Source organism: Flavobacterium sp. K5-23 (assembly GCF_023278045.1).
GTDB lineage: Bacteria > Bacteroidota > Bacteroidia > Flavobacteriales > Flavobacteriaceae > Flavobacterium.
Window position 1 is genome coordinate 2,637,214 of record NZ_CP056783.1, and the last position, 20,604, is coordinate 2,657,817.

Consider the following 20,604-nt stretch of genomic DNA (forward strand, 5'->3'; position numbering starts at 1 on the left):
TTGGGTGTATAGTCGCTACTTTGTAGCGAGTATGTACATGTTTGCAGTAATTTAAAAAAAAACCGTATGGATATAAATTTAATATATATGATTCTTGGAGTTGTCGCTACAATAATAGTTGGGTATTGGGGCATCAAATTCACTGATAATCATAAAACAATTACAAATTTACTTTTTTTTGAGAATGGTTGCATTTCTCTATTCAAAACTGTTGTAAAAGACTTGGAGGAAGTTGAAATAAAATACAAAGGAAAAAAAATAGATGAAAACTTACTAATTTATAAAGGCACGTTTTTTAATTCAGGTAATACAGACATTGATAAAACTATAATTCATCAACCACTTAAAGTAAAATTACCTGAAAACTATGAATGGAAAAAAATAAAAATAATTGACCAATCAAAGGATGTTAATATTTCATTAAATCACACAGAAAATGATTTGACCTTCGATTGGGATATTCTTAAAGAAAATGAGTTTTTTACTTTTGATTCAGTAATTGAATTTAAGCCACAAACTGAAATTAATGAAAATTCAGCAATTAAAGATATTACAAGACATTTATCTCGTAATATTAGTTTTAGCCATAGAATTACTAACTTAAAATCAATACAAAAAGAAGAACTTCCCGCAAAACCTGTTGGGAAATTTGGATTAATTTTTTTAAGTGCTTATTTATTAGGAATAGTTTGTTTAGGTCTCTACTGGTCTGCTGGTCAGTTTATATTTCCACATTATAACATCTCTTATGAAATAAAAAGCGACTCAACAAAATTTTATTCATCAATTGAAGCTAATGGTTTAAACGAAATTTTACTTACTGATAATAATGAAAATGAAATCATTAAAAATATTGGGTCCGATAAAAAAATTGGACTTACAGGAAATGTAAAAACACTTAGAAAAAATTTATCGTATTGGGGATTAATAGGTGGTGGTATATTAGCTCTTTTAATACTCTTCGTATTTATACTAATGATTTATAGCCACATAAAGGACAGCAATTTATATAAAAAAGTAAAATTGATAGCTGACAAATATGATGAAAAAACTTTTCCAAGAAGAAAATCTTCTAGATTATTATTCCCTTTTGAATAAAAAACTACTGCCAACACACGTTTGTGGCTATTGCGGAATTTAGTGGAATTACCGTTTTTTATCGTATTTTCGTTTAGCCGAAAATACTCGTCTTCGTAAGTCGCAAACGGCGCAAGGCGCGAGAACGTTATGTGCAATTTAACCGAGACGACCAACATTAACTGACATTCAGAGAAAAAAGTATGACGCCATTACAAAATCTATTTTACTATATAAGGGACTTGTACAATTCATCGGACACTTGTTTTGACTTTGAAAAAGACAAAAGCAATCCAAAGACGAAGAATATAAACTTTTGGGAAGTTGGAGAACTTTTGACACTTGCTAAAAAATGTGAGCAAAAAAATATAGCAGAATTTAGTTTAGCTATTAACAACAATCTAAATCCACTTGACTTTTTATTAAAGTTAAAGCGAATTGCAATACCTGATGAACCCAAACAACCAAAAGAACTCGAAAGTTGGATTGAAATTAATAGAAGTAACGAAATTCCAACACTTACAATTAAACAAGAAATTGAAACAGTTGAAAAATTTGAACAGTCAACACAAAGAATAAATGATTTAGAAAAATACAAGGAACAAAGACTAACGTCTTTGTTCGATTTATCTTTACCAAATTCTTTAGTTGATTGGATTGATTTAACAGATAACAAATTCTTGCGAAAACCAGAGCTAAAAGTCAAAATAGTTCTTGCAAACAATCCAACACTATCAAGAGTAGCAAACAACTTTCAAAAGGAATTTTCTGAATTCTATCAAAAATTTGAACTGCCTTTTAAGACAAATCGAATTTACGATGCCTTACATACGCTACATTATGAATTAAAAGGGAAAGACAACAAAAGAATTTATATATCATTTGGTTTAGTTTGTGGAAAAATTGGAAACCAAGACTATAAAAATTTTCTTTTTAATGTTCCATTGAAACTAACTCTTAAAAGCCAAGAATTCAAATTAGAATTTGACACTTTTTCAAGTAAAATATTTTGCGAACAATTTTTTGTAGAATTATTAGACAATCATTTTCAAAATGAAAATCAATTAATAATTGAAGAACGCAAAAAAGATGTTTTACTAAATATCGATAGTTTCAATTCACAGCAACGTGAATTTATTTTTGAAAGTGATTTTATAAGAACTGAATATTTTGACAAAGGTTTAGAAATATTAAGCGTTTTTACTAAAAAACAATATGCCTTTTTCAATGAAGAAACATTAAATTATTCTTTTCAAAAAACACCAATTGAAAATCAATTAACTTTTAGTTTTTCGCCAATAATTCAAACCAAAATTGTTGAAAGTAAACTTGCTATTTCAAAAGATGCAAATAATATAATCAACAAAATAAATGAATTACAAGCAAGTGGAAATCTTCAACTAATTCCAGATTTTTTCAAAAAACTATTTTCAATAGATGGTTTAGAAATTGAAACAGAAACACAATCAAACACAAACCAATTTCAAAATAATGAAAGCAAATCTCAATTAGCTGATTTTGGAGAAGTAAAACATCGTTCCTTATTTCCATTACCTTACAATGAAGAACAATTTGAAATTGCAAAACGATTAAACGAGCAAGATGCAGTAACAGTAAAAGGACCACCAGGAACAGGTAAAAGTCATACAATTGCAAACCTAATTTCGCACTTTGTTGCACAAGGAAAATCTATACTTGTAGTTTCACATAATGCTAAAGCATTAAGCGTATTAAAAGATAAATTACCAAGTGGAATTCAAGAACTTGCAGTTTCTTTAGTAAATGAAGGAAAGGGAAATGAAAGTTTAAAAGGCTCTGTTAATGCTATTATTAGAAATTTGGCACAAAGATATGAAGAAACAAAAGTTACAGAATTAGAACGGCAATTAACCAATTTAGAAAGTAATTATGCGAACACTTTAATCCAAATATATAAAGCTGTTCAAGCGAATACTTTAACTCTTAATATTTTCAACCCAATCACAAAAGAACTTGAAAATAAATCAGCTTACGATTGGGCTGTTTACCATTTTGAACAAACAAATTACGAAAATCAATTATTAAAAGATACCGTTTCTTATGAAACAGAAACAAATGGAGTAGCTGAAAAATTAGTTGACTTAGTAGCAATTGGAAACAATCTCAAAAGAGATGATTTTGATTTAATAAACTTTCAGTTTCTAAATGATGATACTTTTATTGACTTAAATGAGATTAGGAAATATGATATTAAGCTAAAGGAAATTAACGAAAAAATTAATCCATTAGATTACACTAACATTCCAACAAATTCAATAGACGAAAATCTAAAAAATATTATTCTCAATTACGAAAATATTTTTAGAACATTCAAAACAAACTTAATTGCAGAACAGGTATACAAGCATCCTAATTTTAGGATTGATGTATTAGTTAATATCTTAAACGAAAATGCTGGATTAAGAAAACAGATTGAAGTTGCAAATAGCAAACTTTTGTCTTACGAAATTGATTTGTCAGCAGTTCAAGATACAGATGCTGACATTTTACATCAGCAAATAAATCAAATAATTGTAAAATTTGGTCAAAATAAAGCACTTAATTGGTTTACTAAAAACACTTTAGATAAACCATTAAAACGTTTTTTTGAGTGTAAGTTGAATTTCAATCCAGTAACTGAAATTGACCAATTCAAAATTTTAGAAATCGAGATAAATAGATTAAAATGTTTAAAACAACTTTCTATAACTTTTAATAAATATCTAAATGGCTTTGGCATAACAAAGCAAAATAATATTCAAGAAACATTAAAAGAACTTGATTTTACAGTAGAATTTGCAAAAGAAATAACTGAATTTAATTCGCAATTAAAAACAAGAAATTTACCACAAGTTTCAATTACATCAGACGATTTAGCAGAAAAAATAATCTACATCAAGAATGTGAATTATTACGCTGATTTTGTTTCTATCTCAACCTTTTTACAAGAAACCAAACAGAAATTAATTACTCATTCAAAACCACATCCTATAATTTACAAAATTGCAGACGCAATTGAAAATACGGACAGAGCAAGTTACGAACTCTATATAGACGAATATAGAAAGTGCAGAGATAAACAAAGTCAATCATTGGTGTTTGAAAAACTCTTAAACGAAATCGGCAAAACACTTCCTCAAACAGCATTGTTCGTAAAAAACAAATGTCTAATTGATGACCAATACACGATTGATAAAAAGATAATCGAATTAGATATTTTCAATTTAAAACTAAATGATTTTCTAACTTTTGTAACATTACAAACAAATGGTTCGGAAAAACTTTTAGCCAATCTTCAAACTTTGAAACTAAGTATTGAAAAACAAACAGCAGAGACAATATCATACAAAACTTGGTATCATAAGTCTAAAAAAGTTAGTGACACACAAAAAGCCGCTTTAAATGCTTGGCTAAATGACCTAATTAACATTGGTAAAGGTTACGGAAAAAATACAGCAAGAAATATTGCATCAGCAATAACAAATATGCAAGTAGCAAAAGGTGCTGTTCCTATTTGGATTATGCCACAAGATACAGCAGTTACATTTTTTCCTGATGCTTCACCTGAACAATTTGACTTATTGATAATCGATGAAGCGAGTCAATGTGATATAAGTAGTTTGAATTTAGTTTTTCGATGCAAAAAATGTTTAATTGTAGGCGATGAAAATCAAACTTCTGTAGTTGCAGACAGAAGTTTATTTACTATTGATAGAACAAATGAACTTCTTGACAAATATTTAATATCTCATAGATTTAAAACCCAATTTGATGTAAATAATAAAAACAACAGTATTTACACAATTAGTGGAGTTATTTATCCAAACATTGTAACGCTCACGGAACATTTTAGATGTTTGCCCGAAATTATTGGTTATTCAAACAAGTACGTCTATAATTCTGATATTGTTCCACTAAAAACAGCGACTGAAAAAACTTTCGGAGAACCAATAGAAATTCATTATGTTGAAGATAATTTAGACGATGAATACAAACCATTAATTGTACAAAAAGTAATTGACGAAATTGAAAATTACATTAATCAATTTCAAGCACAGCAAATTAAAAGATTGCCGACCATTGGAATATTGACTTTAGACAGCAGTAATATAAAACACCAATATCAACTCATTCGTCAAATATCACAGAATGAACTTATAAAACAATTTGAAGACAAACTTGAATTATTAATTGGGACATCCAGAGAATTTCAAGGCGATGAAAGGGATATTATGTATATGACAATTACAGCCAGCCATAGTATTGTTGAAAAAGAAAATCGCTTTGAAATTAAACCACCAAGAGCAGCAACAACTGAAGAATATATGCGAATTTTTAATGTTGCTGCAAGTAGAGCAAAAGAAAAATCTGTTGTTATTCATAGTATTCATCCTGACGCAGTTGGAATTATGAACTCTGATTGTTACAGAAAAAAATTAATAGATTATTACGCCAATATTCAAAATCAAACGAACAAACCTACTACAACAAAAAATTTGCAATCACTTTTAAATAAGACAGATGCAAATTCAGGAGACTTTGAAAAAAGTGTTTGTAAACTACTCTACAATAATGGATTTGGAGATTATTTATTTCCTCAATTTGAAGTCGGAAAATATTGTATAGACTTTGGGCTAATAATAAACAATAAAAAAATAGCGATTGAATGTGATGGTTTTACATATCATTCAGGAATTGTAAAAATACAAGAAGACATAAACCGTCAACTCATTTTAGAAAGAGCAGGATGGCGTTTTTTTAGAATACAAAGTACAGATTGGTTTTATAAAAACTCAAAAGTAAGTTCAGACTTAATTCAATGGATAACCGAAAACACAACAGAATGAAAAATAAACTGCACATAACAGCCATTTTTATATAGCTGGAATTTAGTGGAATTACCGTTTCGTATCAAGTTTCGTTAAACCGAAAATATTCGTTTCAGTGTCTCCTATACAGCTATAAACACGGGAATATCAGATTGTATTTTGAATAACCAACAATAAAAAAACAATGTTTAGAATAATTTTATTATTTGTCTTGATAGGGTTTTACACCACTTCTAATGCTCAAAACTCTGAACTACTTAAGGGAAAATGGGTCTTTAAAGAAGCCTTGAATAAAGGCATCGATAAAGATGGAAAAAAAAGCTTAAATTCATATATCATTAATAAAATGACATTTGAGTTTGAAGAAAACGGAGACTTTGTGGCTTTTGTAATGGGACAAAACCAAAAAGGACAATGGAAACTTACAGATAATTCAAAAGACATAATTTTAGATACTGGTGCAGAAGAATTTGAAATGAGCATTCTCGAATTGACAGCAACAAGATTGGTTCTTAAATTAGGGTTAGGCGAATTTTTAATGAAGAAAATGTAAACATCCCTAATTGCTTTGTATTAACATCCAAGCTATCATTGTCTTAACCTAATAATATTGATTGTGAATCTCGCAACCTCAATAAAACAAAACCGAAAATCATCTTTTATGAAAATGTCAAAAAACATATACTTAGTGCTCGCTATTTTATTTTTGGTTTCGTTCATCAACTCATTATTTGATACTGGAGAGACACATAAATTGTTCTTTTGGGAAGTTAATATTTGGGTGTATCGATTGTTTAGATTGGCGATAGCAGTATTGTTTATGAAATCGTACTTAGACATTAAAAAAGCAGAAACGATTACGAAGGAATAAAGAAGTGAACTCAACGGCTTAAATAAATTCGGAATTTAAAACAGTTGTTCCCAAAACTATAATAAACACATCAAGATTTTTAACCAAAAAACTACAGCAAAATTCAATTTTGCTGTAGTTTTTTGTTTTTATACCTATTTTATCATAATGTGATTTAAAATCACCAACAAATGTTTAGCAATTGAATTAGTGTTAAATAATTGATAATGAATGCTATGTGAGTAATTATTGCTTAGATATTGATTAACTTTAGGTTCATTAAAAATAAAAATGGAAACCAGATACCATTTTAAAAAACGGGCCGATTCTCAATCTTCGATAAGTATCAAAAAAGGAAATGTTATGCCTAAGTATGTAATTGAAAGAGAAATTCCGGGTGCAGGTAAATATACTCCTGAAGAGTTAAAAAATATTTCCCATTCTTCAAATGAAGTAATCAATAAAATGGGTTCGGATATTAAATGGGTAAATAGTTTTGTAACTAAAGATAAAATTTACTGTGTTTACGATGCTAAAAACCAGGAAATTGTAAAAGAACACGCTAAATTAGGAGGATTTCCGGCAGATAGTATCAGTGAGGTTTTCGCTGAAATTAATCCTGAAACGGCAAATTAATCTTGTGTTAGATTCTTTGATAATAAACAAAGTGTTGTCACAATATAATTGTTTGAATTTCGTGTCTACTAATTTCATTCGTTAATTAAATTTTAAATAAAATGGAAGAGCAAATCAAAGGGTATGACTACGGTAAAGTAGGGCAGTCCCCAGTAAGTATTGCTGAACTGGAACTGCTTAAAAAAACGGTTCTATTTACTGCAGAAGACGAAAAAAACCTGCGTTTGGTAGGCGAAGTGCTGAAAGATCAAACCAATGAGGTCTTGGATCTTTGGTATGGTTTCGTTGGCGGAAACGAACATTTACTTCATTATTTTGGCAAAAACGAGAAGCCTAATATGGAGTATCTCACAGCTGTAAGAGCCAGATTTGGGCAATGGATAATGGATTTATGCAACAAACCGTATGACCAGACTTGGCTAAACTATCAGCACGAAATTGCCTTGAGACACCACAGTACCAAGAAAAATAAAACAGATGGTGTGGACACAGTTCCCATTATACATTATCGCTATATGACGGCTTTCATTTATCCAATAACAGCCACCATCAAAGGGTTTCTGTCTAAAAAAGGACACGATACAGAAACAGTGGAAGCCATGTATTCGGCCTGGTTCAAAGCGGTGACGCTAACAGTAATTCTTTGGACTTATCCCTATATTAACGAAAATGAATTTTAATTTATTTTCTATTTCGAAGAAAAGAAATAAATGGTTTTGTTTTATATTCAAGAAGAAGCTACAGCCCAGAAGTTGTGGCTTTTTTTATATCTTACCAACATAATCAAACCAATAATACGATTTAATGTCAGAAGTACACATTGCTCCATACGATCCTAAATACCACCAGGAATACAAGAATCTTTCTATCGAATGGTTAGAAAAATATGATTTGTTAGAAGAAGCTGATATGCCAATGTTAGACCATCCAAAAGAAGTGATTTTAGACCAAGGAGGCTTTATATTTCTAGCACATTATGACAATACGGTTGTAGGAACAATTGGACTGATAAAAATAGAAGAGGATTGTTTTGAAATATTAAAACTTGGAGTGAACGAGAGGTATCAAGGATTAGGTATTGGAAGAAAACTAATGGTTCACATTCTGGAATTATGCAATCAGCTGGGCGCAAAAAAGATTGTTTTGGAAACCAATACCAAGTTAGTCAGTGCCATTAAGCTATATAAAAGTTTTGGGTTTATGGAAATCCCTTTAACCGAAGCATTATTTCTAACTGCTGATTGTAAAATGGAATTAAATATAAGTTAATACTTTATAAATCAGTTGTGTATAAATGACTAACTTAGCTATATAAGTAACAACCATTGTATAATGTCGTGTTTTAAAATTAGACAAAATGACGCAACAGATTGATTTTAAACTACTGTTTGCAATATTGCTCCTTTTGACTTTATGACGTTTAAACTTTCGACTTACTTAGTTTACGATTCGATAAAAAAAGAATATTAAATTAAAAACAGCAAAAGCTATGGAAAATTTTGACTGGACTAAATTCACAAAAAAAATTGCGGTAAAAGCGCCACTTTCGGAAATTTATGAAGCTTGGACAAAATCAATGACTTTAGAAAGTTGGTTTTTGAGTAAAGCGGTATTTTTAAGAGAGGAGAAAGGGATTCTGGATCGCAATCAAAGCATATCAAAAAAAGACAAATACGAATGGTCTTGGTTTTTATTTGACGGAATTGAAAAAGGGAAAGTCACTAAAGCTAATGGTATAGATCATTTACAATTTACCTTTGCCGGTGAATGCCTTGTTGATGTCGAGCTAGAACAAGAAGGAGATTATGTGATTGTTGAACTTACCCAAAAAGACATTCCAACAGATGATAAATCAAAACGCAATATCCGCCTGGGTTGTGAATCGGGTTGGTCTTTTTATCTACTGAACTTAAAGTCTATTTTTGAAGGCGGAGTGGATTTAAGGAATAAAAACCCGAATTTCAAAGGAATGATAAATAGTTAAATAATTCGATTCTCATACGAATCAAGGGTTGAAAGCCTGTGTTTTGTGCCATTAGGCACTTAATATTGGTAGTAATTAGGTTCGAAATTTATTAGCGTGCCGTAGGTACGCAATACCTATCGTTTTGTTGCGTACCTACGGCACGCTAAATTCGTTTCAATTGATGTTTTCTACCAATATTTAGTGCCGATAGGCACATTCGAACCCTTGATTCGCATTTTTCATTTATACTAAAAAACATTTTCAACATAATGAGAAATACTCATTAAGCCACGAAAGTAGTTTTAGAATCCAAATAAACATAACACAATCCCAGTCATCAAAAAGCAGAAATTATGCTTACGGATGCCTGTGTCTATTTCTATGAATCTGAAATTTGTCATTTCTTACTAAAGCCATTTTCAATACTGAACACAAGGCTTTCTGCTACTCAAAAGCTCCTTCTAAATCACTTTTCATTATTCCCTCTAATTTCCTTATATTTGTTCACCTAAAAAAAAGTTATAGTGATTCAAATCAATAAACTAAAAATATTCAATGATCCCATTTATGGGTTTATTACCATCCCGAATGCCTTAATTTACGATTTAATACAACACCCTTATTTTCAGAGACTAAGACGTATTTCCCAAATGGGATTATCTTATTTAGTCTATCCTGGAGCTAATCACACTCGTTTTCATCACGCATTAGGCTGTATGCATTTAATGCAAAAAGCGGTTGATGTTTTGCGTTTTAAAGGAGTTTCTATCTCTCCTGAGGAAGAAAATGCTCTATACATTGCTATTTTATTACACGATATAGGTCATGGACCGTTTTCTCATGCTATGGAAAAAAGCATTGTGGAAGATGTACATCATGAGGAAATTTCCTTGTTGTTTATGCATCATTTAAATATAGAATTCAAAGGCCAGCTTAGTTTAGCGATTCAGGTTTTTGAAGGAGATTACCATAGAAAATTTATGCTGCAGCTGATATCGAGTCAACTGGATATGGACCGAATGGATTATTTAAAACGCGACAGCTTTTATTCAGGTGTGGCAGAAGGGAACGTCAACTCGGAGCGATTGATCCAAATGATGAATGTGGCAGACGATGTGTTAGTAATCGAAGAAAAAGGAATATACTCCGTAGAGAAATTCTTGATGTCCAGACGATTGATGTACTGGCAGGCTTATTTGCACAAAACCAGTTTGGTGGCTGAATTGATTCTAACCCGAATCTTGAAACGCGCCAAAGAACTGACTTTAAAAGGAGTGGTCTTACCTTGTAGTGAACCGCTGCAGTTTTTCTTGAACAACCGAATTACCTTAGAAACTTTCGACACAAAAAACCTTGATTTGTTCTCTCAATTGGATGATTTTGATATTATAAGTGCCTTGAAAACTTGGCAGCGTCATGATGATTTCATTTTATCCTCCTTGAGCAATATGATAATTAACAGGGATTTATTGAAGATAAAATTGACCAATGAAAAAGTTAATATTGAAGAGTTAAACCCTTTAAAAGAGCGTTTTGCATTGGAAAACAATATAAGTTTAGTGGAAACAAATTATTTTATATTCAAAGGAAAAATAAAAAATCAAGCGTATAGCAAGGAAGCTGAACCGATACGAATATTGAAAAAAGACAGGACTGTCGAGGATGTCATAGAATCATCTGACCAGCTGAATTTAAAATCATTATCTAAATTGGTAACCAAATATTACATCTGTTTCCCAAAACAACTTGTATAAATGAAGATTTAAAATCTATTTTTTTATATTTTTGTCGGAATGAAACAAGTTAATCCATTTTTGTTAAATTTTAAGAGAACTTTAAATAATGAGTTTCATCTTATGCCTTTAAAAATACAGTATTAGATAAAATGAAATTTACAGCAGAACAAATAGCGGGGATTTTAGAAGGTGAAGTTGTTGGGAATCCCAATGCTGAAGTATTCGAGCTATCTAAGATTGAAGAAGGGAAAGACGGTTCGTTAACTTTCTTGGCAAATCCTAAATACAATAATTTTATTTATACCACTGAGGCTACAATTACTATTGTGAACAAAACCTTTGTGCCAGAATCAGCATTAAAAACAACTCTTATAATAGTAGAAGACGCCTATATGTCATTTTCTAAATTATTGGAATTTTATGATCAAGCAAAAGGAAATAAAAACGGGATAGAGCAGCCTTCAGTAATTTCTGAAAACGTTAAATATGGAGAGAATCTATATTTGGGAAGCTTTGCTTACATAGGGTCTAACGTAGTTTTAGGTAACAATGTAAAGATTTATCCTAATTGTTTTATTGGAGAAAATGTTATCATTGGAGATAATGTTACTATTTTTGCTGGTGCAAAAGTGTATTCAGATACGCTAATTGGTAATAATTGTGTACTACATTCAGGAGTTATTATAGGTTCGGATGGTTTCGGATTTGCTCCAAGTCCTGATGGAACCTATAAAAAAATACCCCAAATAGGAAATGTCATTATTGAAGATGATGTGGATATAGGGTCTTGTACCACAATAGATAGAGCTACAATGGGCTCTACAATTATCAGAAAAGGAGTAAAACTAGACAATCAAATTCAAATTGCCCATAATGTAGAAATAGGGGAGAACACTGTTATCGCCGCACAAACTGGAATTGCAGGTTCTACTAAAATTGGGAAAAATGGAATGATAGGAGGTCAAGTAGGTATTGCAGGACATTTAACCATTGGGAATAATGTTCGCATACAAGCACAATCTGGTGTAGGCAGGAATGTAAAAGACAATGAAATTTTACAGGGAAGTCCAGCATTTGCATACAATGATTATAGTAAATCGTATGTGCATTTCAGGAATTTGCCTAAAATCGTTACAGAAATAGAGAAATTAAAAAAAATAATATTAAACCAAAAAAATGGAAACAATGGTTAAACAGAAGACCATCAAAGCAGAAATCTCGCTAACAGGAGTTGGATTACACACAGGTAGAGAAGTGAAAATGACTTTTAAACCTGCTCCAGTCAATAATGGTTTTACTTTCGTACGTGTAGATCTTGAGGGACTTCCAGTAATAGAAGCCGATGCTAATTATGTAGTTAATACTCAAAGAGGTACAAATCTTGAAAAACTAGGTGTACAAATACAAACACCTGAGCATGTTTTAGCAGCACTTGTAGGTTGCGATTTGGATAATGTTATCATAGAATTGAATGCTTCTGAACTTCCTATAATGGACGGTTCTTCTAAATATTTTGTAGAAGCTCTTGAAAAAGCAGGTTTTGAAGATCAAGGTACAAATAGAAATGTATATGTTGTAAAAGAAATTATCTCATTTACCGACGAAGAAAGCGGAAGTGAAATTCTAATTATGCCTAGCGATCACTATAGTGTAACTACTATGGTAGATTTTGGAACTAAAATTCTTGGAACTCAAAATGCTACAATGAAAAGCATTGCCGATTTCAAAACTGAAATTTCAGAATCAAGAACATTCAGTTTCTTACATGAATTAGAATCACTTTTAGATAATGGCCTGATTAAAGGTGGCGATTTGAATAATGCGATTGTTTATGTAGATAAAGAAATATCTGAAACTACAATGGAAAACTTAAAAGTAGCTTTTGGAAAAGAGACGATTACAGTTAAACCAAATGGAATTTTAGACAATCTAACTCTTCATTATCCAAATGAGGCAGCAAGACACAAACTACTTGATGTAGTAGGTGATTTGGCATTAATTGGAACAAAAATTCAAGGGAAAGTTATCGCTAACAAACCTGGACATTTTGTAAACACACAATTTGCCAAGAAAATGGCTAAAATCATTAAAATCGAACAAAGAAATTTTGTTCCTGTTTATGATTTAAACCTAGAGCCTTTGATGGATATTCACAAAATTATGGCTGTACTTCCTCACAGACCTCCATTTTTGTTAATTGACAGAATTATCGAAATGTCGGATACACATGTGGTGGGGATGAAAAATGTAACTATGAACGAGAACTTCTTCGTAGGTCATTTTCCTGAAGCACCGGTTATGCCTGGAGTTTTAATTGTGGAAGCAATGGCACAAACAGGAGGGATTTTAGTATTGAGTACTGTTCCAGATCCAGAGAATTATTTAACGTATTTCATGAAAATTGACAATGTTAAATTCAAACATAAAGTTTTACCAGGTGATACTCTAATCTTTAAGTGTGATTTAATCTCACCTATAAGAAGAGGAATTTGCCATATGCAGGCCAATGCTTACGCTAACGGAAAATTAGTGGCAGAAGCAGAATTAATGGCACAAATTGCAAAAAAACAATAAATTCAGCTTGTAAAACCTTGAAATTTCTTATTTCAGGGTTTTATTCGAATTACTAAAAAATAAAATAAAAGCAGATGAATCAACCATTAGCATATGTTCATCCTGGTGCGAAAATCGCCAAAAACGTTGTCATCGAACCCTTTACAACCATTCACAATAATGTAGTTATTGGTGATGGAACCTGGATTGGTTCTAATGTTACTATTATGGAGGGCGCGAGAATTGGGAAAAACTGTAATATCTTTCCCGGTGCAGTAATCTCTGCAGTTCCACAAGATTTAAAATTTGGAGGTGAAGATTCTTTGGCTATAATTGGAGACAATTGTACCATTAGAGAATGTGTAACTATCAATAGAGGAACGATTGCTTCAGGGCAAACGACACTTGGAAATAATTGTTTAGTTATGGCTACTGCGCATATTGCACACGATTGTCACATTGGCGATAACGCCATAATTGTTAATGGTGTTGCTCTTGCTGGTCATGTAACTGTAGGTAAATATGCAGTTATTGGTGGTTTGGCTGCCGTTCACCAGTTTATTCACATTGGAGATCATGCCATGATTTCAGGTGGTTCATTGGTTCGTAAAGATGTACCTCCATTTACAAAAGCTGCAAAAGAGCCTTTGTCTTACGTGGGTATCAATTCAGTAGGATTAAGAAGAAGAGGTTTCACTACCGAAAAGATAAAGGAAATACAGGATATATATAGAATTTTATACCAGAAAAACTATAATACAACGCAGGCAATAGGTATTATAGAAGCCGAGATGGAAGCTACTCCGGAACGTGACGAAATACTAGACTTCATCAGGAATTCATCTCGAGGAGTGATGAAAGGGTATTCAAGTAATTTCTAGTTGAATCGAAAGTTTTTGTAGTCACAAAATAAAATTAAAAATAAAAAAACAACAATATGGCATCTACATCAGATATTAAAAACGGATTGTGTATTAAGTACAATAACGATATTTATAAAATCATTGAATTTCTTCACGTTAAGCCAGGAAAAGGACCCGCTTTTGTAAGAACTAAATTAAGAAGTTTAACTAATGGAAAGGTATTGGACAATACATTTTCTGCAGGACATAAAATTGAAGAAGTTAGAGTGGAAAATCATAAATTTCAGTATTTATACCCAGAAGGGGATGAGTTTCATTTTATGAACACGGAAACATTCGAACAAATTTCTTTGAATAAGAGCATCTTAGATTCTCCAGGTTTATTAAAAGAAGGAGAAAATGTAATGGTAAGTATTAATACTGAAACTGACTTGCCTCTTTCAGTAGATATGCCAGCTTCAGTTATATTAGAAGTTACTTATGCTGAACCAGGAATTAAAGGAAATACAGCTACAAACGCTACAAAATCAGCAACTGTTGAAACTGGAGCTTCTGTAAACGTTCCTTTGTTTATCAATGAAGGGGATAAAATTAAAATTGATACTGCATCAGGTTCTTATATGGAACGTGTAAAAGAATAATTTATAATCCTAAGTATTCAGTTTGTAATTAGACTGAATACTTAGGATTTTTTACTGAATACCAAAATTTATGAAATTTTCAAAAACAATTACCTTAAAAGAAATTGCTGCTATACTTAATTGTGAGTTTGTTGGTGATACTGATTTTCCGGTTTCTGGGATGAATGAAATTCATGTTGTTGAAAAAGGAGATATTGTTTTTGTAGATCATCCAAAATATTATGATAAGGCATTAAATTCAGCTGCAACCATTGTTTTAATTAATAAAAAAGTGGAATGCCCTGAGGGAAAAGCATTATTGATTTCAGATGATCCTTTCAGAGATTTTAATACGCTTACAAATCATTTCAAACCATTTCAGTCCACAAATTCGGCAATAGCTACTTCAGCTATAATAGGAGAGGGCACTATAATTCAGCCTAATGTGTTTATTGGTAATCATGTTGTCATAGGGAAAAATTGTATTATTCACCCTAATGTATGCCTTTATGATTATACGGTATTAGGAGACAATGTAATTATTCATGCAGGATCTATTCTAGGCGCAGATGCTTTTTATTACAAAAAACGTCCTGAAGGCTATGATCAGTTGATTTCGGGTGGTAGAGTAGTTGTTAAAGACAACGTGGGCATTGGAGCCCTTTGTACTATTGACAAAGGAGTTACTGGTGACACTACTATTGGAGAGGGAACTAAAATTGACAATCAAGTCCATGTTGGACATGATACCGTAATTGGAAAAAAATGTCTGATTGCTTCACAAACTGGAATTGCAGGATGTGTAATCATTGAAGACGAAGTAACAATCTGGGGACAAGTAGGAACTACAAGCGGAATCACGATAGGTGAAAAAGCGGTAATACTTGGACAAACAGGAGTTACTAAATCAGTACAAGGAGGGAAGAGTTATTTTGGGACTCCTATCCAAGAGTCAAGAGAAAAGTTAAAACAATTGGCGAATATTAAAAAGATACCTGAAATACTTATCAAATTAAAATAGTATGTCTACAAAAGAACTAGTTCAAAATTTTTACAAATCGGATGCTCTTATAGATAGCGAAATCCTGAAAGAATATTTACATTCGGATGTCGTTTTAGACTGGAATAGCAGCAAAGGATTTGTTCAAATGGATTATAATGCTTTAATCGAATTTTCAGAAGAATTAGCGAAAGCTTATATTCGGTCTAAAGTTAGAATTAGTCATATCATTGCAGAAAATGATATGGTATCTGTTCGTTATTCTCATTTTGTCAAGACAATTGAAAACCCAAGAGAGGAAATGTTATTGGCACATTTTATTGCTATTTGGGAAATAAAAGACAATAAATTGTATCGTGGATATCAAATGAGTCAATTATCCTAAATTATTTGATAAGAAAATCGTCAAAATAATTTACAAAACCTTACTTTTGCATCACAATTTATAAAAATCACATAAAATATATATCATGAGTGTTTTAGTTAATAAAGATTCCAAAATAATTGTTCAAGGATTTACAGGAAGTGAAGGAACTTTCCACGCTTCTCAAATGATTGAGTACGGTACTAACGTTGTTGGTGGTGTTACTCCAGGGAAAGGTGGTTCTACGCATTTAGATCGTCCCGTTTTTAATACAGTAAAAGACGCTGTAGAACAAGCAGGTGCTGATACAACTATCATTTTCGTACCACCAGCTTTTGCTGCTGATGCAATTATGGAAGCTGCTGATGCTGGAATTAAAGTAATCATTGCAATTACAGAAGGAATTCCTGTTGCAGATATGATTAAAGCAAATGCTTACGTAAAAGAAAGAAACGCTAGATTAATTGGACCTAACTGTCCAGGTGTTATTACTCCAGGTGAAGCTAAAGTTGGTATTATGCCAGGTTTCGTTTTCAAAAAAGGAACTGTAGGTATTGTTTCTAAATCAGGAACTTTAACTTATGAAGCTGCTGATCAAGTTGTAAAACAAGGATTAGGAATTACTACAGCAATTGGTATTGGTGGAGATCCTATTATTGGAACAACTACTAAAGAAGCAGTAGAATTGTTGATGAATGACCCAGAAACGGAATGTATCGTAATGATAGGTGAAATAGGTGGTCAATTAGAAGCAGATGCTGCACATTGGATTAAAGCTGACGGTAACCGTAAGCCAGTAGTAGGATTCATTGCAGGAGTTACAGCTCCTCCAGGACGTACAATGGGACATGCAGGTGCAATCGTTGGAGGTTCTGACGATACTGCTGATGCAAAAAAACAAATCATGAGAGAATGTGGAATTCACGTTGTTGATTCTCCAGCTGAAATTGGTAAAAAAGTAAAAGAAGTATTGGGTTAATTGAAAAATTAGCGGTAATATTTACTTATTATAAAAATGCCTCACGTATTAGTGAGGCATTTTGTTTAATTATAAAATAAAAGAAGATGTATAAAGATTTAGAAAAATTTGCAGTAAAAGGGAGTTTTACTTTTGCTCAAGACGATAGCTTAGAAGCAGTATGTACAGCATCCGATTCAGGAAGTGGTGTATTCATTGTTAACGCTATAAATGGAGATGATAAAGAATTAATCATGGTAGGTTCTACAGGAACTGTTCAAAATGATGGTACTTTGAAAAGTAAAAATGGTGGTTTATTTGAAAAAATTGTAAACGGTCACCAATTTGCAAAGACTGGAAGAAAATATTCTTGGCCAGCACAAATGAAACTAGAAAACATAGAAAGACTTGAAGTACTTTGGTTTGAAACTTTCAATGATGATTCTAAAGCTATTCCAACATCAGTTGAAGGACAAGTTTTGCAAAATTTCATGGATGCAAACGGAAAATTACCAAGATGGAATGTTGCCTTTTAATTATTTTTTATAATTAAGGTATACTATTCAGTATATTATATTTAAAACGTCACATTTTTATGTGCCGTTTTTTTTTGTTCAAAATATTTTTTATAATAAAATAATAAGTACTTTTGCAGCCGTTATCACGAATCTCATAAAGAGATAGCAACCTGCAACAACGAGCAAGGTGCTAAAACGATAAGCCAAATCCTTTGGAAAAAATGTTGTTTTACATTCCCATTTATTAGCTGTAGTTTTTCGTTATAATCAATTCATTATAAAACTGATTTATGACACATTTATTGAAAAAAACTGGAAGTGCTTACGCTTTAATCCCTTTATTGATTTTTATTTTTACTTTTTTAGGAGCCGGTATTTGGCTTGATGACTTCTATGCTCTCCCAGCTCCAATTGCTGTGTTAATTGGTATTATAGCTGCTTTTATACTATTTAAAAGTTCGGCTGATGAAAAAGTAGCCACTTTGATTGCAGGTTGTGGAGAAAGCAAAATTATTACGATGTGTTTGATTTATCTTTTGGCAGGAGCTTTTGCGGTAGTTAGTAAAGCTACAGGTGGTGTTGATGCTGTTGTAAGTCTTGGAATTAATACTATTGATGTTGCTTATTTTCCTTTAGGGATCTTTTTAATAGCTGCTTTTCTATCAACTGCTACAGGAACATCTGTAGGCGCTATTGTTGCTATTGGACCTATAGCGGTAGATTTGGCTAATTCTAGTGGAGCTTCATTACCCCTTATTGCAGGTGCTTTGCTAGGTGGTTCTATGTTAGGCGATAATTTATCGATGATTTCCGATACTACAATTGCAGCTACACAATCATTAGGCTGTGAATTGAAAGATAAATTTAAAATAAATTTATTCATTGCTTTTCCTGCAGCCATTATAACTATTTTGGTGTTCTTTTATTTGGGTTTAAACTCAGATATAACTGCTGTAGCGATTGCTAAGACTAGTTTTGAATGGATAACTATTGTTCCTTATGTTTTAGTTATTGTCCTTGCTCTTGTGGGGGTTGATGTTTTTTCTACCTTGATTATTGGGACAGTATTGGCTGGAGTGATAGGTTATTTTGGAAATCATTTTAGCTTGATGGTTTTTGCACAAAAAATATATGAAGGATTCACCAGTATGACTGAAATATTTCTATTGTCAATGCTTACAGGAGGATTGGCGGCAATGGTAGATAAAGCAGGAGGAATTGATTTTTTATTGCACCAAATAAAAAAACGCATTAAAAGTAAAAAATCAGCGCAAGCGGGGATAGGAGCCTTGGTTGGTTTTACTAATGTGGCTATAGCCAATAATACCGTGTCAATTGTAATCACGGGAGGAATTGCCAAGGAAATAAATGATGAATATCATTTGAGTCCCAAAAAAACGGCGGCAATTCTTGATATTTTTTCCTGTGTTATTCAAGGGATTTTGCCTTACGGAGCACAAGTACTGTTGATTTTAAGTTTTGCAAATGGCAAACTTGATTTTATGGATTTACTTGGTAATGCTTGGTATCACTTGTTTTTATTTATTTTTACTTTGGTAGCGATTTATAGTTCTTTTTGGGATAAATTAGTAAAACGATTCTTAGATATTTAGAATCGGTTCATTTTACAATGTTATTGAATTTGAAATTTTTTTTAAAAAAGGAATTATTCTATATTTGACGACTCTAAGATAGCCCTGATAGTAGCGGAAATCCTTTTATGTTTTTCTTTTAAACATAAAAGATTGAAGTGAATAGCAGGAATAGCTTCAAATAAAAATTAAACTAATTTTCGAATATGAAATTACTAGAAGGAAAAGTTGCCATCATAACAGGCGCAAGTCGCGGAATTGGAAAAGGAATCGCAGAAGTTTTTGCAAAACACGGAGCAAATGTTGCTTTTACTTACAGTTCATCTGTTGAGTCAGCTTTGGCATTAGAAAACGAATTGAACGCTTTAGGAATAAAAGCTAAAGGATACCAGTCTAACGCAGCAGATTTCAATGAAGCACAAACTATGGTTGATGCTGTAATTGCTGAATTTGGAACTGTAGATATCTTAATCAATAATGCTGGAATTACTAAGGACAACTTGCTAATGCGTATGTCTGAGGAGGATTTTGACAAAGTTATCGACGTTAATTTAAAGTCGGTTTTCAATATGACTAAAGCGGTTCAAAGAACTTTCTTGAAACAACGCTCTGGTTCTATCATCAATATGAGCTCTGTAGTAGGAGTGAAAGGAAACGCGGGTCAAACGAATTATGCAGCTTCCAAAGCTGGAGTTATTGGTTTCACTAAATCGGTTGCTCTAGAATTAGGTTCTCGTAACATTCGTTGTAATGCGATTGCTCCTGGATTTATTGAGACTGAAATGACTGCAAAATTAAATGACGATGTGGTTCAAGGATGGAGAGACGGTATTCCGTTGAAACGTGGTGGAACTACTGAAGATGTTGCTAACGCTTGTCTTTTCTTAGCTTCAGATATGAGTGCTTATATTTCTGGACAAGTATTGAATGTTTGTGGAGGAATGCTTACTTAGTATTCAAAAATTAAATGATTAAATAATTGAAAGATTCAAAGAGCTTAAATTCTTAAATCTTTCAATCTTTC

19 protein-coding genes and 1 riboswitch are annotated in these 20,604 nt (G+C 32.0%); all 19 genes read left to right on the forward strand.

The window, feature by feature from the left end; translation table 11 throughout:
- The first annotated feature begins 66 nt into the window (after window positions 1-66).
- The 19 genes from FLAK523_RS11425 (at window position 67) to fabG (ending at window position 20,533) form a co-directional block, all read left to right on the forward strand.
- Window positions 67-1,098, forward strand: coding sequence for a hypothetical protein (locus tag FLAK523_RS11425; RefSeq protein ID WP_248903485.1), 1,032 nt, complete (start codon window positions 67-69; stop codon window positions 1,096-1,098).
- Between the two features lie 182 nt (window positions 1,099-1,280).
- Complete coding sequence (locus tag FLAK523_RS11430; protein ID WP_248903487.1) at window positions 1,281-5,942, forward strand: AAA domain-containing protein; 4,662 nt, start codon at window positions 1,281-1,283, stop codon at window positions 5,940-5,942.
- A 166-nt stretch (window positions 5,943-6,108) separates the two neighbouring features.
- Entirely contained in the window at window positions 6,109-6,477 is a 369-nt protein-coding gene (locus FLAK523_RS11435) for a lipocalin family protein (RefSeq protein ID WP_248903489.1), read from the forward strand.
- A gap of 108 nt (window positions 6,478-6,585) precedes the next feature.
- Entirely contained in the window at window positions 6,586-6,795 is a 210-nt protein-coding gene (locus FLAK523_RS11440) for a hypothetical protein (protein ID WP_248903491.1), read from the forward strand.
- Window positions 6,796-7,065: 270 nt separating this feature from the next.
- On the forward strand, window positions 7,066-7,410 hold the full coding sequence (locus FLAK523_RS11445; RefSeq protein WP_248903493.1) for a DUF4242 domain-containing protein: 345 nt from the start codon (window positions 7,066-7,068) through the stop codon (window positions 7,408-7,410).
- 101 nt (window positions 7,411-7,511) lie between these two features.
- A complete protein-coding gene (locus tag FLAK523_RS11450) occupies window positions 7,512-8,090 on the forward strand; it encodes a protoglobin domain-containing protein (RefSeq protein WP_248903495.1) in 579 nt (192 codons plus the stop codon).
- A gap of 124 nt (window positions 8,091-8,214) precedes the next feature.
- Entirely contained in the window at window positions 8,215-8,679 is a 465-nt protein-coding gene (locus FLAK523_RS11455) for a GNAT family N-acetyltransferase (RefSeq protein ID WP_248903497.1), read from the forward strand.
- A 220-nt stretch (window positions 8,680-8,899) separates the two neighbouring features.
- Entirely contained in the window at window positions 8,900-9,394 is a 495-nt protein-coding gene (locus FLAK523_RS11460; protein ID WP_248903500.1) for an SRPBCC domain-containing protein, read from the forward strand.
- Window positions 9,395-9,900: 506 nt separating this feature from the next.
- A complete protein-coding gene (locus FLAK523_RS11465) occupies window positions 9,901-11,130 on the forward strand; it encodes an HD domain-containing protein (protein WP_248903502.1) in 1,230 nt (409 codons plus the stop codon).
- 131 nt (window positions 11,131-11,261) lie between these two features.
- Complete coding sequence (lpxD, locus tag FLAK523_RS11470) at window positions 11,262-12,305, forward strand: UDP-3-O-(3-hydroxymyristoyl)glucosamine N-acyltransferase (protein ID WP_248903504.1); 1,044 nt, start codon at window positions 11,262-11,264, stop codon at window positions 12,303-12,305.
- A complete protein-coding gene (locus FLAK523_RS11475) occupies window positions 12,298-13,686 on the forward strand; it encodes a bifunctional UDP-3-O-[3-hydroxymyristoyl] N-acetylglucosamine deacetylase/3-hydroxyacyl-ACP dehydratase (RefSeq protein ID WP_248908093.1) in 1,389 nt (462 codons plus the stop codon). The genes lpxD and FLAK523_RS11475 overlap by 8 nt, the downstream gene beginning before the upstream one ends.
- 74 nt (window positions 13,687-13,760) lie before the next feature.
- Window positions 13,761-14,546 carry an acyl-ACP--UDP-N-acetylglucosamine O-acyltransferase gene (lpxA, locus tag FLAK523_RS11480; RefSeq protein ID WP_248903506.1) on the forward strand — a complete coding sequence of 262 codons (786 nt, stop codon included), beginning with the start codon at window positions 13,761-13,763 and terminating at the stop codon, window positions 14,544-14,546.
- Window positions 14,547-14,602: 56 nt separating this feature from the next.
- Window positions 14,603-15,169 (forward strand): elongation factor P, encoded by a 567-nt coding sequence (gene efp / locus FLAK523_RS11485; protein WP_248903508.1) that lies wholly within the window; start codon window positions 14,603-14,605, stop codon window positions 15,167-15,169.
- Window positions 15,170-15,239: 70 nt separating this feature from the next.
- The gene (locus tag FLAK523_RS11490; RefSeq protein WP_248903511.1) at window positions 15,240-16,169 is read left to right on the forward strand and encodes a UDP-3-O-(3-hydroxymyristoyl)glucosamine N-acyltransferase; all 930 of its coding nucleotides are present in this window, start codon (window positions 15,240-15,242) and stop codon (window positions 16,167-16,169) included.
- Between the two features lies 1 nt (window position 16,170).
- Entirely contained in the window at window positions 16,171-16,533 is a 363-nt protein-coding gene (locus FLAK523_RS11495; RefSeq protein ID WP_248903513.1) for a nuclear transport factor 2 family protein, read from the forward strand.
- An 85-nt stretch (window positions 16,534-16,618) separates the two neighbouring features.
- On the forward strand, window positions 16,619-17,491 hold the full coding sequence (sucD, locus tag FLAK523_RS11500; RefSeq protein ID WP_248903515.1) for a succinate--CoA ligase subunit alpha: 873 nt from the start codon (window positions 16,619-16,621) through the stop codon (window positions 17,489-17,491).
- Between the two features lie 86 nt (window positions 17,492-17,577).
- The gene (locus FLAK523_RS11505; RefSeq protein ID WP_248903518.1) at window positions 17,578-18,006 is read left to right on the forward strand and encodes a hypothetical protein; all 429 of its coding nucleotides are present in this window, start codon (window positions 17,578-17,580) and stop codon (window positions 18,004-18,006) included.
- 117 nt (window positions 18,007-18,123) lie between these two features.
- A riboswitch (SAM-I-IV-variant riboswitch) is annotated at window positions 18,124-18,220 on the forward strand.
- A gap of 58 nt (window positions 18,221-18,278) precedes the next feature.
- Complete coding sequence (locus tag FLAK523_RS11510; RefSeq protein ID WP_248903520.1) at window positions 18,279-19,601, forward strand: Na+/H+ antiporter NhaC family protein; 1,323 nt, start codon at window positions 18,279-18,281, stop codon at window positions 19,599-19,601.
- A 185-nt stretch (window positions 19,602-19,786) separates the two neighbouring features.
- Entirely contained in the window at window positions 19,787-20,533 is a 747-nt protein-coding gene (gene fabG, locus FLAK523_RS11515) for a 3-oxoacyl-[acyl-carrier-protein] reductase (protein ID WP_248903523.1), read from the forward strand.
- Window positions 20,534-20,604 lie beyond the last annotated feature (71 nt).